Source organism: Kosakonia pseudosacchari, from assembly GCF_015167415.1.
Lineage (GTDB): Bacteria > Pseudomonadota > Gammaproteobacteria > Enterobacterales > Enterobacteriaceae > Kosakonia > Kosakonia pseudosacchari.
Genome location: NZ_CP063425.1, coordinates 2,558,986 through 2,573,379, shown reverse-complemented (window position 1 = coordinate 2,573,379; position 14,394 = coordinate 2,558,986). Strand labels below are relative to the sequence as shown.

Genomic DNA, 14,394 nt, shown 5'->3' with positions numbered 1-14,394 from the left:
TATGAATCAACGCTGGCAACAGGTTCACCGTAACGTCAAACCCGGTTTGCAGATTGTCGGTAAGCTGGCGTTGCTGACTGCGCTGCGCTATGGCCCGGCAGGTGTCGCGGGTTGGGCGGTGAAATCCGTCGCCCGACGCCCGGTTAAGCTGCTACTGGCGTTCGCGCTGGAGCCGCTGTTGAAGCGCGCCGCGAATAAATTTTCTCGCCGCTTCATGTCGCAAAACGAGATAAAATAAGGAATTACGGCTGAAGCTCTAAGGCGAAACACAATGGCGATGGATCGATTTCGTAACGAATTGAATGCGCTGGTTAACCGCGGAATGGACAGGCATTTGCGACTGGCGGTAACCGGCCTGAGCCGCAGTGGCAAAACCGCATTTATTACCGCACTGGTTAATCAATTACTGAACATTCACGCAGGTTCACGTCTGCCGCTGCTAAGCGCCGTGCGCGAAGAGCGGCTGCTCGGCGTAAAACGCGTGCCGCAGCGTGATTTTGGTATTCCCCGTTTCACCTACGATGAAGGGCTGGCGCAGTTATATGGATCGCCGCCGGTCTGGCCGACGCCGACGCGCGGCGTCAGTGAAATCCGCCTTGCGCTACGTTTTCGCTCTAACGATTCGCTGCTGCGCCATTTCAAAGAGACTTCCACGCTCTATCTGGAAATTGTCGACTATCCCGGCGAATGGCTGCTGGATTTACCGATGCTGGCGCAGGATTACCTGAGCTGGTCGCGGCAAATGACCGGCTTGTTGCAGGGACAGAGGCTGGCATGGTCGGAAAAATGGCAGAAATTGTGCGCGGATCTCGATCCGCTGGCCCCGGCAGACGAAAACCGGCTGGCAGAAATCGCTGCGGCATGGACGGACTATTTGCATCAGTGCAAACGAGAAGGCCTGCACTTTATTCAACCCGGCCGTTTTGTCCTGCCCGGCGATATGGCTGGCGCGCCTGCGCTACAATTCTTCCCGTGGCCGGACGTTGACGGTACCGGGGAAGCGAAACTCGCACAGGCGGGTAAACAGACCAACGCCGGGATGCTGCGCGAACGTTACAACTATTATTGCGAGCAGGTCGTCAAAGGTTTCTATAAACACCATTTCCTCAAGTTTGATCGCCAGATTGTGCTGGTCGATTGCCTTCAGCCGCTGAACAACGGGCCGCAGGCCTTTAATGATATGCGGCTTGCGCTCACGCAACTGATGCAAAGTTTCCACTACGGCCAGCGCACGCTGTTTCGCCGCCTCTTTGCGCCGGTTATCGACAAACTCTTATTTGCTGCCACCAAAGCCGATCATATTACGGTCGATCAGCACGCCAATATGGTGTCGCTGCTGCAGCAGTTGATCCAGGACGCCTGGCAAAATGCGGCGTTTGAAGGCATCAGTATGGATTGTCTGGGGCTGGCTTCTGTGCAGGCGACGCAAAGCGGCATTATTGATGTGAATGGCGAGAAGATCCCGGCGCTGCGAGGGCATCGTTTGAGTGATGGCGCGCCGTTAACTTTCTATCCGGGTGAAGTGCCCGCACGATTGCCGGGGCAGGCGTTCTGGGACAAGCAAGGATTTAACTTTGAGGCGTTTCGCCCGCCGGTGGTGGATGTCGATACACCGCTACCGCATATTCGCCTGGATGCGGCGCTGGAGTTTTTGATTGGAGATAAATTGCGATGACCGAGCCGCTAAAACCGAGAATCGATTTCGCAGGCCCGCTGGAAGCGGAAAACAGCGTGCAGTTTAAGCGCGCGCAAACCTTTAACGATAAGCAAGCGGAAAACTTTGCTCCCACTTTGGTTGATGAACTACCGGAAGAGGGGCAGGCTGAAGCGGTGGTTGAGGCCGCGCTGCAGCCAAAACGGAGCCTGTGGCGCAAAATGGTTACCGCCGGGTTGACGCTGTTTGGCGTAAGCGTGGTGGGTCAGGGCGTGCAGTGGGCCATGAACGCCTGGCAAACGCAGGACTGGGTTGCACTGGGCGGCTGCGCCGCCGGCGCGCTGATCGTTGGCGCCGGTGTCGGTTCGGTTGCCAGCGAGTGGCGACGGCTTTGGCGTTTGCGCCAGCGCGCGCAAGAACGCGATGAAGCGCGTGATTTGTTGCACAGCCATGCGACCGGAAAAGGGCGGGCGTTTTGCGAAAAACTGGCGCAGCAGGCAGGCATTGATCAGTCACATCCGGCGCTACAGCGCTGGTATGCGGCAATCCACGAAACACATAACGATCGTGAAATTGTCAGTCTGTATGCGCATCTGGTTCAGCCCGTGCTGGATACGCAGGCACGGCGTGAAATCAGCCGCTCGGCGGCGGAATCCGCGCTGATGATAGCCGTCAGCCCGCTGGCGATGGTCGATATGGCTTTTATCGCCTGGCGCAATCTGCGACTTATCAACCGTATCGCCACGCTGTACGGCATCGAACTCGGCTACTACAGCCGCCTGCGTTTGTTCCGCCTGGTGCTGCTGAATATCGCCTTCGCGGGCGCCAGCGAACTGGTGCGTGAAATTGGCATGGACTGGGTATCGCAGGATTTGGCGGCCCGGCTTTCGGCACGTGCTGCGCAGGGGATTGGTGCCGGGTTGTTGACGGCGCGCCTGGGTATTAAAGCGATGGAACTGTGCCGTCCGCTGCCGTGGCTTGATGACGATAAACCGCGCCTTGGCGATTTCCGCCGACAGTTGATTAGCCAGCTAAAAGAGACGCTTCAGAAACGACCCGCCGACTAAAAAAGCGGCGCTGCGCGTTTACCTTTACGCCGCAGTGCCGCTTTTCTCCGCAAACTGTCAATAATTGTTGACAGATAGCTTCCTGCAAACCGCGAAGTGGCTTATCATCCTTTCATTACGTGAATGAATAAGGGCGAATTCCCATGCGTCTTGAAGTTTTTTGTGAAGACCGGCTTGGTCTGACTCGCGAATTACTGGATTTACTGGTGCTGCGCGGTATCGACTTGCGCGGGATAGAAATTGACCCTGTCGGGCGGATCTACCTAAATTTCGCCGCGCTCGAATTTACCACCTTCAGCAGCCTGATGGCTGAAATTCGCCGTATTCCCGGCGTGACGGATGTGCGTACCGTGCTGTGGATGCCATCCGAACGCGAACACCGCGCGATGAGCGCGCTGCTTGAGGCGTTGCCGGAGCCGGTATTGTCGCTGGATATGAAAAGCAAAGTGGAACTGGCGAACCCGGCCAGTTGCCAGCTTTTCGCTCTGGATGCCGACAAACTCCGCAACCACAACGCGGTACAGCTGATTGCAGGGTTTAATTTTCAGCGCTGGCTCGACAGTAACCCGCAGAATTCGCATAACGAGCATGTCGTTATCGCCGGGCAAAATTTCCTGATGGAGATAACGCCGGTACACCTTGAAGGCGAAACCGGCGAACCGGTGTTGACCGGTGCGGTGGTGATGCTGCGTTCGACCATTCGTATGGGCCGCCAGTTACAAAACCTGAGCCAACAGGATGTTAGCGCCTTCAGTCAGATCGTCGCCGTGAGCCCGAAAATGCGTCAGGTGGTGGAACAGGCGCGGAAACTGGCGATGCTCACCGCGCCCCTGCTGATCACTGGCGATACCGGCACTGGTAAAGATTTGCTGGCGCATGCCTGCCATCTTGCCAGCCCGCGCGCGGCAAAACCTTACCTCGCGCTGAACTGCGCGTCGATTCCGGAAGAGTCCGTTGAAAGCGAGTTGTTTGGCCACGCGCCGGAAGGAAAAAAGGGCTTTTTCGAGCAGGCGAATGGCGGCTCGGTGCTGCTTGATGAGATTGGCGAAATGTCACCGCGTATGCAGGTAAAACTGCTGCGGTTTCTCAATGACGGCACGTTCCGCCGTGTGGGTGAAGATCATGAAGTGCATGTGGATGTGCGCGTGATCTGCGCAACACAGCGTAACCTTGTGGAGCTGGTGCAAAAGGGATTGTTCCGTGAAGATCTCTACTACCGCCTGAATGTGCTGACGCTGAACTTACCGCCGCTGCGCGATCGTCCGCAGGATATCATGCCGCTAACTGAGCTTTTTGTCGCCCGTTTTGCCGATGAGCAGGGCGTTCCCCGGCCCAAACTGTCGCAGGATGTGCATCAATTGCTTAACCGCTATGGCTGGCCGGGCAATGTGCGTCAGTTGAAAAACGCTATTTACCGTGCGCTAACGCAACTGGAAGGCTACGAGTTGCGCGCTCAGGACATTCAGCTGCCGGATTATGACGCCGCCACGGTGCCGGTGGGCGAAGATGCTATGGAGGGATCGCTGGATGAGATCACCAGCCGTTTCGAGCGTTCGGTGCTGATCCAGCTTTATCGCAACTATCCAAGCACGCGTAAGCTGGCGAAGCGGCTCGGCGTTTCGCACACTGCGATTGCCAATAAGTTGCGGGAATATGGTTTGAGCCAGAAGAAGGGCGACGAGTAAAAAAGAAAAAGCCTCCATTGCGGAGGCTTTTTTGTGGGCGTCAGGTTAATTAACCTTTCAGCACATCCAGCGCGGCGGTGTAGTCCGGCTCGTTGGTGATCTCATTGACCAGCTGGCTGAAAACAACAGTATCGTTTTCGTCAATCACCACCACAGCTCGCGCCGCGAGGCCTTTCAGTGCGCCATCAGAGATGCCAACACCATAATTTTCGAGGAAGTCAGCACTGCGCAGCGTCGAAAGCGTAATGACATTGCTCAGACCTTCAGCACCGCAAAAACGGGACTGGGCAAACGGCAGGTCAGCAGAAATGCACAGCACCACGGTGTTGTTCATCTCCGTGGCTAACTGGTTAAATTTACGCACAGAAGCCGCGCAAACGCCGGTATCGATGCTTGGGAAAATGTTCAGCACTTTACGTTTGCCAGCGAACTGGCTCAGAGTGACGTCAGACAGATCTTTAGCCACGAGCGTAAACGGCCTGGCTTTTGCGCCAGCCTGCGGGATAGCGCCTGCAACGGGAACCGGGTTGCCCTGAAAATGAACGAGTTGTGACATAATATCTTCCTGTTTACATATAGTTAACGTCAGCGCTAGTTTATGCCATCCGCGAAGAGCTCGGCAAACCAATTTTCATATCTATACTGGTTTAGACCTGCGGCAGAGGAGTGAGGAATGAGAACCGTCAAAGTGTATGAGGAAACCTGGCCGCTGCATACGCCATTTGTGATTTCGCGCGGTGCGCGCAACGAAGCGCGCGTGGTGGTGGTCGAGCTGGAAGAGGATGGTGTAAAAGCCGCCGGGGAATGTACGCCGTACCCGCGTTATGGTGAAAGCGAGGCCTCTGTCGTGGCGCAAATTATGACGATTGTGCCACAACTGGAAAACCACCTGACGCGCGAAGCGCTGCAAACACTCCTGCCGCCGGGCGCTGCGCGAAACGCTGTTGACTGCGCCTTGTGGGATCTGCAGGCGCGCAAAGCGGCTATCACGCTGGCTCAGTCCGCTGGCGTCAGTTTGCCGGAAACCATTGTCACCGCACAAACGGTGGTGATTGGCACACCGGAACAAATGGCGGCCAGCGCCGCCGCACTCAGTGAAAAGGGTGCGCAACTACTGAAAATTAAGCTGGATGACCATTTGATCAGCGAAAGGCTGGTGGCAATTCGCGCTGCCGCGCCCGAAGCGACATTAATTGTCGATGCCAATGAGGCCTGGTACAGTGAAGGACTTGCCGCGCGTTGCCAGCTGCTGGCGGATCTCGGTGTTGCTATGCTGGAACAGCCGCTGCCGGCCGGTGAGGACGATGCACTGGCAAATTTCATTCATCCCTTGCCGATTTGCGCGGATGAAAGCTGCCATACCCGCGAAAGCCTGGCTCACCTGCATGGGCGCTATGAAATGGTGAATATCAAGCTGGATAAAACTGGCGGATTAACCGAAGCGCTGGCGCTGGCGCATGAAGCATCTCAACAAGGATTCTCGCTAATGCTTGGCTGCATGATCTGTACGTCGCGCGCCATCGCGGCGGCGCTGCCGCTTGCCAGCCAGGTGCGTTTCGCCGATCTTGATGGCCCAACCTGGCTGGCGGTGGATGTTGAACCGGCGCTGCATTTCAGCACCGGTATGCTTCACCTTTGAGGATCCCAGTGCAGTAGCGCAGTCATGGCTGCAAGGTATTTCTCGCTGGCTTCATCAGAGGAGATGGGCGGGAATTCAACGGTGATACAGTGCAAATTGATATCTGCACACCAACTGCCAAACGAGCCCGGCGTTTCGTAGCCAACGCTGGTGACCAGCGGCAGGGAAAATCCATCCGCGAGCCATTTCCCCAGCGCGCTTTGGCGGGGATCCTCCACGCAGGCCAGCGGATCGTGGAATGTTACGACCCACGCCGGATGAATACGATGGATAAGCTGGCAGAGCGCCTGCGTTTCCGGTTCTGAACCGGGCGTATCGCCTGTCAGCAGTACGACATCACGATCTTCCGCCGCACTGTTCCAGCGATACACCGTTTCACCGGGTTTCCAGTTGGCCGCCGGGAAATTACGGTTGAGATCAACCCCGTTGGCATTTGCACGCAGACCAAGCTGGCAACCATCCGGGTTGACCGCCAGCACCACGTGATGGTGACGTAAATCCGCGTTGAGTGTACGCAACGCGCAGGAGAGCGTCACCACGGAAGAATTCTCGTCACCGTGCGTTCCGGCGATGATGAGCCCGCTTTCACGCGTGGCCACGGGCGCGGGAAACCAGATGAGCGGCGCGCCTAACCGTGAGCGACCAAACTCTTCACTGCCGGGGGCAAATGCGCCTCGTTGAGCACGCGGACGTGTGGCTGGCATAGGCTTCCTTTTATTGTCGTTTATTTACAGCAAGTGTTGAGTATAAAGCGATGCGACGCAAATCATGCCATGAGGGCGAATTTGGCGTCCAGCCTCAATTTTCCGCTGTCCGCCGTTTGCATTCTCTCAAGTTAAAACAAATAATTACCTCATCTTTTGCCGGGAAGTTATACCAATGAGGGGAATCCCATGAAGCATCGAATTTCAACGCTGAGCTGCGCGCTCTGGCTGTGCGGTTTTTCTGCAAGTGCACTGGCAGCCGATGTGCCGCCGGGTACCCAACTGGCCGAGAAACAGGAAGTCGTTCGCCATATTAAAGATGAACCCGCGACGTTAGATCCGGCGAAAGCCGTTGGTTTGCCGGAAATTCAGGTCATTCGCGATCTTTTTGAAGGGCTGGTGAATCAGAATGAGAAGGGCGAGATAGTGCCGGGCGTTGCCAGTAAATGGCAAAGCAGCGATAACCGCACCTGGGTATTTACCTTGCGGGATGATGCGCGCTGGTCAGATGGTTCCCCGGTAACGGCAGAGGATTTTGTCTATAGCTGGCAGCGGCTGGTTGATCCGAAAACCACTTCACCGTTTGCCAGTTTTGCTGCGCTGGCGGGCATTGCGAATGCGAAAAGCATTACGGAGGGTAAAGAGGCGGTGGATAAACTCGGCGTTAGCGCCGTTGATGCGCGCACGCTGCGGGTGCAACTGGAGCGACCTGTGCCGTGGTTCCCAAGCCTGGCCGCAAGTTTTGCCTTTTATCCGGTGCAAAAAGCCAATGTGCAAAGCGGTGCTGAGTGGACGCGCCCCGGCAACCTGGTAGGCAATGGCGCTTATGTGCTTGCCGATCGCGTGGTGAACGAAAAGCTGGTGCTCGAACGTAACAAGCATTACTGGGACGATGCGAAAACGGTTATCCAGCAGGTCACGTTTGTACCGATCAACCAGGAGTCTGCAGCCACCAAACGTTACCTGGCCAACGGTATCGACATTACGGAATCTTTCCCGAAAAACCTCTATCAAAAGTTGCTCAAAGATATCCCCGGACAGGTCTATACGCCGCCGCAGCTTGGTACTTATTACTACGCGTTTAACACCCAGAAAGGGCCGACTGCCGATGCGCGTGTGCGCCTTGCGTTGAGCATGACGATTGATCGGCGGGTGATCGCGCAGAAAGTGCTGGGAACCGGTGAAAAACCGGCCTGGCGTTTCACGCCGGATGTTACCGCCGGGTTTACGCCGCAGCCCTCGCAGTTTGAACAGATGAGCCAGGCCGAGTTGAATGCGCAGGCAAAAACGCTATTGCAGGCGGCAGGCTACGGCCCGCAGCGTCCGTTGAAACTGACGTTGCTGTATAACTCTTCAGAAAACCACCAGAAAATCGCTATCGCGGTAGCATCAATGTGGAAAAAGAGCCTCGGCGCGGACGTAAAATTGCAGAATCAGGAGTGGAAAACCTATATCGACAGCCGGAACAGCGGCAACTTTGATGTTATCCGCGCCTCTTGGGTCGGGGATTACAATGAACCTTCAACCTTCCTGTCGGTGCTGAATTCGACCAGCAGCGGCAACATTCCGCGTTTCAACGATGCGGCGTACGACAAAGTGCTTTCGCAAGCGGCGCTGGAAACCAACGCTAAAGCGCGCAACGCTGATTATAACGAGGCCGAGCATATTTTGGCGGAAAAAGCGCCAATCGCGCCGATTTATCAGTACACCAACGGACGTTTGATTAAACCGTGGCTGAAAGGTTACCCGATCAATAACCCCGAAGATGTGGCCTATAGCCGTACGCTTTATATTCTGAAGCACTGATAAAAAAATCCCCTTACGTCACGGGAAGTAAGGGGAAACTCATTGATTACGGAATGGTTCCTGTCTGAGCAGGAGTGGTGAAATTTTACTTAGGGAATGTGAAGGGACAATGGAGGAAATAAGGAGACGCATTTTTACCCTTTTCCCCGACTTTTCAATAAAAAAGCCGCTTTGTTGAGCAGACGAAAATAGGGGAAGTAAGGTAAGCAGAATCTCAAGTTATTTGCGCAACCGTTCGTTATCGGGAAAGTTAATTTTATCCTTTACGGGTGCAAACCTTTTTAAAGTGGAGGAGGGTGAAAATTATCTTCCCCCGCGAAATGCCGCCTTTTTACGATTTTGGTCAAAAAACAGACAGCCCGGTGTGCTATAGTGGTCAGGTTTTCACCACGAAAGAGGATGCTATGGAGACTGAATTAGACCCAACCCAACTGGCAATTGAATATCTGCGTCGCGACAAAACCACGCTGACACCGGCGGAATACTTAAAAAAACTCAAACAATTGCGCCTGGAGTTTGCGGATTTGCTGACGCTTTCGCATAGCGAGCTGAAAGAAGAGATTGATTTTGCCTGGCGTCTGGGTATTCACTAACTCAGCAACATCACTGCAATGCGCCCGTCAGACGGGCGCTTTTTTTTGCTTGTTATCATGCGGCCAGCACCCGGTTTCGCCCGTTATTTTTCGCCAGATATAAGGCTTCATCCACGCGTTTAAAGAGCGCATCCATGCTCTCATCCGGCAGATGGTGTGCCACACCAATACTCACCGTAAAGCCAGGTAGATCGGCTATGTTGATACTGGCGACGGCCAGACGTACCCGTTCCGCTACGTTTAGCGCCATATCCGTGGTGGTATGCGGCAAGAGTAACAGGAACTCTTCGCCACCCCAGCGGAAAACATAATCGCCTGAACGGCAGTTCGCCTCAAGCATTCGCGCCAGTTCAACCAGCACCTGATCCCCTTTCTGATGACCAAACTGATCATTGATGCCTTTGAAATGATCGGCGTCGACTAACAGTAAACTGAAATCAAGCCCCGTCGGCAGAATGTGTTCCGTCAGATGATAAAACTGGCGGCGGTTGAGCAGGCCGGTGAGCGCATCGCGATGCGCGGCGTATTCCAGTTCCTGCTCAAGCCGTTTTTGTTCGGTAATATCGTGAATAATGCACAGCATTAAACGCTTGCCATAAATCTCAACCGGCCCGGCGTAAGTTTGCACATGCCGGGTGGAACCATCAGCGAGTTGATGAATGAAATTCAACGGCTTATGCCCGCCAGGCAGGTGTGAAATCTCCTGCATTACCGGTAATACGCTGCGCCCAAGCGTATTGATCTCCCAGGTGTGTTTCTGGCACATCTCTTCGTGGTCATAACCATAAAAACGCAGCGCCGCAAGGTTGGCATCGACAATCAACCCATCACGGATGGGGTCGATAAGCAGCATGGGCGCGGATGTTGTATAAAAGAAGCGGGCGTAAAAACCTTGCTTGTGCGGGCGATACGTTGGCGAGTGATGCGCTTTTAACGCCGCCGCAGCAGCACCTGACACGCCTTCAAACAGCAGCACTTCACCGGCTTTTTCTAGCGTACGCAACACGACACGGCAACTGATGGTGGTCTCTTCTCCATCCGGACAAACACTCCAGATTTCGACCACATCTTCATGATTTTGCAAGCTGGGCAGGTACATGGCCAGGCTGAGTTGCGCATAAGCAGAGTATTTTCCGTTTCGCATCTCAGTGAGTGAGCGTCCTGCCGCGATTTTCAGCGCTTGCGCATTCGCGAACAGTAACGCTTCTGTGTCAGGAGCAACCACCCAAACCGGGGTGGAGAGCACATTCAACGCATCCAGGTGATGTTTAAGCATGGCGACTCCCCCTTAATCACGTCTGTTGCAACGCGGTCACAAATGACACATCAGCGGCAATTTAATGACTTTCTTGCAACATACCTGAAAATTAGGGGGTTATGCGGGCTTTTTTTGTGACGAATCTGAACATTCCAGCGATAAAGTGAATCTTTTTTGCTGAAGCAGCACTGCCACTTTCTCGGCCGGTAAAGGACGGGCAAAAAGAAACCCTTGCAGATAAGCACAGCCCATATTGGTCAGTAACGCCTGCTGTTCGGCCGTTTCGATACCTTCCGCCACAACATGCATGTTCATCGAGTGTGCAATATCAATGATCGTTGAAACAATTTTAACGTTGCGGCTGTTATCGCGAATATCCTTCACAAAACTTCTGTCGATTTTAAGCTCTGTTGCCGGTAACCGTTTCAGCATCAGCATATTGGAGTAACCGGTGCCAAAGTCATCAATGGCGACCGTGATACCCATTTGGGCGAACTGGTTAAGCAGTTGCACGCTACGCTCAATGTTTTTCAGCGCGGTGTTCTCCGTGATTTCAAGCGTCAACTGCATGGGATCGATATGGTAGCGGTGCAGTGAATCGGTGATTTGGTCGTATATATCGTGCTGTTCAAACTGGCTGGGGGAAAGGTTGATAGCAAGCGTCAGATGTTTAAACCCTTGGTTGTTCCAGAGATGCAGTTGTCTGCATGCGGCATCAATCACCCAGCGCCCGACGGAGATGATTAACCCTGTTTTTTCCAGCATCGGTAAAAACGTTGCGGGTAGCAAAACACCTCGTGTCGGGTGACGCCAGCGCAGCAATGCTTCGAAACCTGCCAGGGCGTGCTCCGGTGCGTGGTACTGCGGTTGGTACCAGAGTTCAAATTGATCGCGTGACAACGCCTGCGATAAATCTTGCAAAAACAGCGGGTCGTCGACGTTTTTTTGCGCCATGTCAGCATGAAAAACGGCCCAGCTGTTACGGCCTTCCTGTTTTACGCTATACATTGCCGTGTCGGCTTTCAGTTTCAGCTCGTGCGCCGTATCGCCATGCTGCGGGTAGTAACTGATCCCGGCGCTGAGTGAAACATTAATGACATGGTTCAGCTCACAAAAAGGCTGTTGAATGGTGGCAACCAGATGTTTTACCAGCGTCTCAACCTCGCCTTCGTGAGTATCCGGCACCAGCAGCGTAAATTCATCGCCGCCCAGGCGCGCCAGCGACATTTTATCGCTGATACAGGCGGATAATCGCCCGGCAACCGCCACCAGCAACTGGTCGCCAATGTGGTGTCCCCAGGCATCATTAACCAGTTTAAAGCGATCTAAATCCATATAAATCAGTGCGAAAGTGCGGCGTGTCTCCGATGCCTTACTAAGGCAAGCATCAAGAAGATTGTCGAGCTGGGAGCGGTTTGCCAGCCCGGTTAGCGGGTCATAATAGGCTTGTTTTTCGAGTTGCTGGTTAAGCTGGCGCAGGCTGTCCGTCAAACGCGATGTCCGCAATTGGGAGTCAATCATCGAAATAAACAGCATGATGCCGAAAATCACCAGCGTCGTCGTGGCTACCCATAATGAAAGCCCCAACTCGCCGACGTCATGACTCATCAGCGTCGTTGCATGACCGCGGATCACAATGCCTGTGCCATCGCTACTGAATGTGGCGGCACTCATGGCGGTGTAATGCATGGCACTGATAGAACCCCCCATCACCAGTGCAGCAAAGACCCGATTAATAAAGACGCCATGGGTATTTTGCCGCAGGCTAAAGGCCAGCCAAAGGGCAGCCCAGGCACTGAGAAAGGCAATTGCTACCGAAAGGGCAATCAGCGCAACGTTCCAGTAAATCGTGATGAAGCTCATCATCGACGCCATACCCAGATAATGCATGGATACAACGCCGGTACCGAGCAGCACGGAAGCGAACAACAGACGATTTTTCGGCAGTGTTTTGCCCGCCACGGCAATATTGATAGCAAGGATGGATGTCACCATCGCGATAATAAATGAGAGCAGGGTCAGTTCTAAGTCGTAATGCATCATCACCGGCATTTTCATCGCCAGCATGCCGACATAATGCATCGACCAGATGCCGATACCCAGGGTGGCGCCACCCGAAAAACGCCAGAATATTGCGCTGCGCGGTTCAGACGTCGCCACTTTGCCTGCGCTATCCAGTGCGACAAATGAAGCAATGAAAGCGACAAGAAAAGAGATGCCAATCAAAATGGGGTCCCACGAAACATAGAGCATCATGCAATCCACACAGGCAAAAAAGATGATATGTAATCCTGGCACTAATTTTAGCAGCTAACCTAATGAATTTAATGGCTACGCTAATTTTATTATTGCAGGGGCGAATAAACTAATAATAACTCTTCTTTTATTTATCGGTTGGGATGGCAATAACTTAAATAAAGTGAATGATTTAACATATGATAAAATTATCTTAGTTCTGGAATGTTATTTTCAGTAGTAAGGAATGCATCATTTCTTATATGATATATGTTAACAGGCGATTCTGCTTTTTCCGTTTGTTGTTATATCAGTATCTGCTGATTAGCATATAAACTTCGCATTTAAATCAACTTAAGTGAAATTGAAATTATTTAAAGGTAAACATTATTTGGCAGCAATTTCGCCGTGAAAAAGTACATCCCGAATGCTATAAGGATCTTACCGTCCCCGGTGTTCAGGTGGGTTTCCCTATGTTAAGAAATATTAGTGTAAGAACATTTATTATTTTATATCTTCTGGTCTCTTTTATTATCCTCGATGTATTAGTGATCGTTGTCTCAAAAAATATCGCTTTATTTGCCATGACAAGTGTTGTTTCTCTCACATCAATGACGCTGCTCTGGTTTTATATGACACAATATTTGGTGACGCCGATAAACACAGTTAAAAAAAGCATAGAAGAAGTCACATCGGGAAACCTTTCTATCGTTATTCCTGAGTTTGGTAATAATTGCGCGGGTCGGTTAATTCCGGGCATTAACAGCCTTTCTGCCAGTATCGCGAGCCTGGTGAAAGAAATTCGCGCCTCTTCTGATACCGCGCTGGAGCTATCGGCGCAACTGGCCTTACGCAGCGCCGATCTGTCCGTTAAAACGGAAGAGCAATCTGCTGCGCTGGTGCAAACGGCGTCCAGCATGGAGCAGATGGCTTCCAGCACGAAAAACAATGCCGACAATACCCGCCTCGCAAGTACCCGGGCGAAAGACGCCACAACCTGCGCGCAAAAAGGGGGCGGTCTAATGGGGCAGGTGGCGAAAAATATGCAATCGATAACCGAGTGTGCCGGTCAGATGACCGAAATTATCTCCATCATTGATGGTATTGCTTTCCAGACAAATATTCTGGCACTGAATGCGGCAGTCGAAGCGGCGCGCGCCGGGGATCATGGCAAAGGTTTTTCCGTCGTGGCGGGCGAAGTGCGCAGTCTGGCGCATCGCAGTGCAGAGGCGGCGAAAAACATAAAATCACTGATTGCTGTCACCACGGATAACGTCAATCAGGGCGCGACCGTCGTCAGTGAAGCCGAGCAAAATATGCACGAGATTGTTTCGGGTGCGAGTGTGGTGAGTAAATTAATGGATGAAATCGCCGTCACGACGCTGCAGCAGGAAAAGGGGATCTCGCAGATCACGCTTGCGCTGGCAGAGCTGGAAAAAGTGACGCAAAGCAACGTCACCATGGTGGATGAACTGGCAGGATCGTCGGATGTTTTACAACACCAGGTGGAAGGCTTGCTGCAACGGATTGGCAAATTCCGCCTGGCAGCCGTAAAAGCGCAGGATGAGGCATTGCCAGCAAAAGTTTCCCCTGTGCGTGTCAATGCTCCGCTGCTGGGGAAGCAGGAAAATTACTGGCACTCGTTCTGATTCTGATAATTGACGCAAAAGGCCCGGAAATCCGGGCCTTATTTTTTGCATTGTTTGTTAATTTGTTAATAAATTCAGCGTGATGATTGCTTAACGTTGCCATA

Annotated in this window: 12 protein-coding genes; 8 read left to right on the top strand and 4 right to left on the bottom strand. The window is 53.1% G+C overall.

Translation table 11 applies throughout. From position 1 onward, the window contains the following. The first annotated feature begins 1 nt into the window (after position 1). The 4 genes from pspD to tyrR all read left to right on the top strand — a co-directional run bounded on the left by pspD (position 2) and on the right by tyrR (position 4,406). Positions 2-238 (top strand): phage shock protein PspD, encoded by a 237-nt coding sequence (gene pspD, locus IP581_RS12035; RefSeq protein ID WP_086868724.1) that lies wholly within the window; start codon positions 2-4, stop codon positions 236-238. Positions 239-277: 39 nt separating this feature from the next. Beyond that, entirely contained in the window at positions 278-1,675 is a 1,398-nt protein-coding gene (locus IP581_RS12030) for a YcjX family GTP-binding protein (RefSeq protein WP_193822686.1), read from the top strand. Then, a complete protein-coding gene (locus IP581_RS12025) occupies positions 1,672-2,721 on the top strand; it encodes a YcjF family protein (protein WP_193820483.1) in 1,050 nt (349 codons plus the stop codon). The genes IP581_RS12030 and IP581_RS12025 overlap by 4 nt, the downstream gene beginning before the upstream one ends. A gap of 143 nt (positions 2,722-2,864) precedes the next feature. Beyond that, positions 2,865-4,406, top strand: coding sequence for a transcriptional regulator TyrR (gene tyrR, locus IP581_RS12020; protein ID WP_086868728.1), 1,542 nt, complete (start codon positions 2,865-2,867; stop codon positions 4,404-4,406). A 49-nt stretch (positions 4,407-4,455) separates the two neighbouring features. Here tyrR and tpx read toward each other — a convergent pair whose 3' ends face one another. Then, positions 4,456-4,962: a thiol peroxidase gene (tpx, locus tag IP581_RS12015; RefSeq protein ID WP_086868730.1), complete on the bottom strand. Its 507-nt coding sequence runs from the start codon at positions 4,960-4,962 to the stop codon at positions 4,456-4,458. Between the two features lie 117 nt (positions 4,963-5,079). Here tpx and ycjG point away from each other — a divergent pair, with 117 nt between their 5' ends. Continuing rightward, positions 5,080-6,045, top strand: a complete 966-nt coding sequence (gene ycjG, locus IP581_RS12010; RefSeq protein ID WP_193820482.1) for an L-Ala-D/L-Glu epimerase — start codon at positions 5,080-5,082, stop codon at positions 6,043-6,045. Here ycjG and mpaA read toward each other — a convergent pair. Beyond that, positions 6,036-6,749, bottom strand: coding sequence for a murein tripeptide amidase MpaA (mpaA, locus tag IP581_RS12005; RefSeq protein ID WP_193820481.1), 714 nt, complete (start codon positions 6,747-6,749; stop codon positions 6,036-6,038). The genes ycjG and mpaA overlap by 10 nt on opposite strands. A 189-nt stretch (positions 6,750-6,938) precedes the next feature. On the opposite strand from mpaA, the gene IP581_RS12000 reads away from it, so the two are divergent. Further along, complete coding sequence (locus IP581_RS12000) at positions 6,939-8,555, top strand: peptide ABC transporter substrate-binding protein (protein WP_193820480.1); 1,617 nt, start codon at positions 6,939-6,941, stop codon at positions 8,553-8,555. A gap of 404 nt (positions 8,556-8,959) precedes the next feature. Then, entirely contained in the window at positions 8,960-9,148 is a 189-nt protein-coding gene (locus IP581_RS11995; protein ID WP_044489640.1) for a YdiH family protein, read from the top strand. A gap of 55 nt (positions 9,149-9,203) precedes the next feature. Here the strand turns inward: IP581_RS11995 and IP581_RS11990 are convergent, their stop codons facing one another. Then, positions 9,204-10,424 (bottom strand): sensor domain-containing diguanylate cyclase, encoded by a 1,221-nt coding sequence (locus IP581_RS11990; RefSeq protein WP_193820479.1) that lies wholly within the window; start codon positions 10,422-10,424, stop codon positions 9,204-9,206. A 99-nt stretch (positions 10,425-10,523) separates the two neighbouring features. Continuing rightward, positions 10,524-12,659, bottom strand: a complete 2,136-nt coding sequence (locus IP581_RS11985; RefSeq protein WP_193822685.1) for an EAL domain-containing protein — start codon at positions 12,657-12,659, stop codon at positions 10,524-10,526. Positions 12,660-13,114: 455 nt separating this feature from the next. Here IP581_RS11985 and IP581_RS11980 point away from each other — a divergent pair, with 455 nt between their 5' ends. After that, complete coding sequence (locus IP581_RS11980) at positions 13,115-14,290, top strand: methyl-accepting chemotaxis protein (protein ID WP_193820478.1); 1,176 nt, start codon at positions 13,115-13,117, stop codon at positions 14,288-14,290. Positions 14,291-14,394: the final 104 nt, after the last annotated feature.

Coding starts and splice junctions, on each gene's coding strand:
- IP581_RS11995 (WP_044489640.1), top strand. CDS start 8,960: ATGGAGACTGAATTAGACCCAACCCAACTGGCAATTGAATATCTGCGT.
- tpx (WP_086868730.1), bottom strand. CDS start 4,962: ATGTCACAACTCGTTCATTTTCAGGGCAACCCGGTTCCCGTTGCAGGC.
- IP581_RS12025 (WP_193820483.1), top strand. CDS start 1,672: ATGACCGAGCCGCTAAAACCGAGAATCGATTTCGCAGGCCCGCTGGAA.
- IP581_RS12000 (WP_193820480.1), top strand. CDS start 6,939: ATGAAGCATCGAATTTCAACGCTGAGCTGCGCGCTCTGGCTGTGCGGT.
- pspD (WP_086868724.1), top strand. CDS start 2: ATGAATCAACGCTGGCAACAGGTTCACCGTAACGTCAAACCCGGTTTG.
- IP581_RS11980 (WP_193820478.1), top strand. CDS start 13,115: ATGTTAAGAAATATTAGTGTAAGAACATTTATTATTTTATATCTTCTG.
- tyrR (WP_086868728.1), top strand. CDS start 2,865: ATGCGTCTTGAAGTTTTTTGTGAAGACCGGCTTGGTCTGACTCGCGAA.
- IP581_RS11990 (WP_193820479.1), bottom strand. CDS start 10,424: ATGCTTAAACATCACCTGGATGCGTTGAATGTGCTCTCCACCCCGGTT.
- mpaA (WP_193820481.1), bottom strand. CDS start 6,749: ATGCCAGCCACACGTCCGCGTGCTCAACGAGGCGCATTTGCCCCCGGC.
- IP581_RS12030 (WP_193822686.1), top strand. CDS start 278: ATGGATCGATTTCGTAACGAATTGAATGCGCTGGTTAACCGCGGAATG.
- ycjG (WP_193820482.1), top strand. CDS start 5,080: ATGAGAACCGTCAAAGTGTATGAGGAAACCTGGCCGCTGCATACGCCA.
- IP581_RS11985 (WP_193822685.1), bottom strand. CDS start 12,659: ATGCTCTATGTTTCGTGGGACCCCATTTTGATTGGCATCTCTTTTCTT.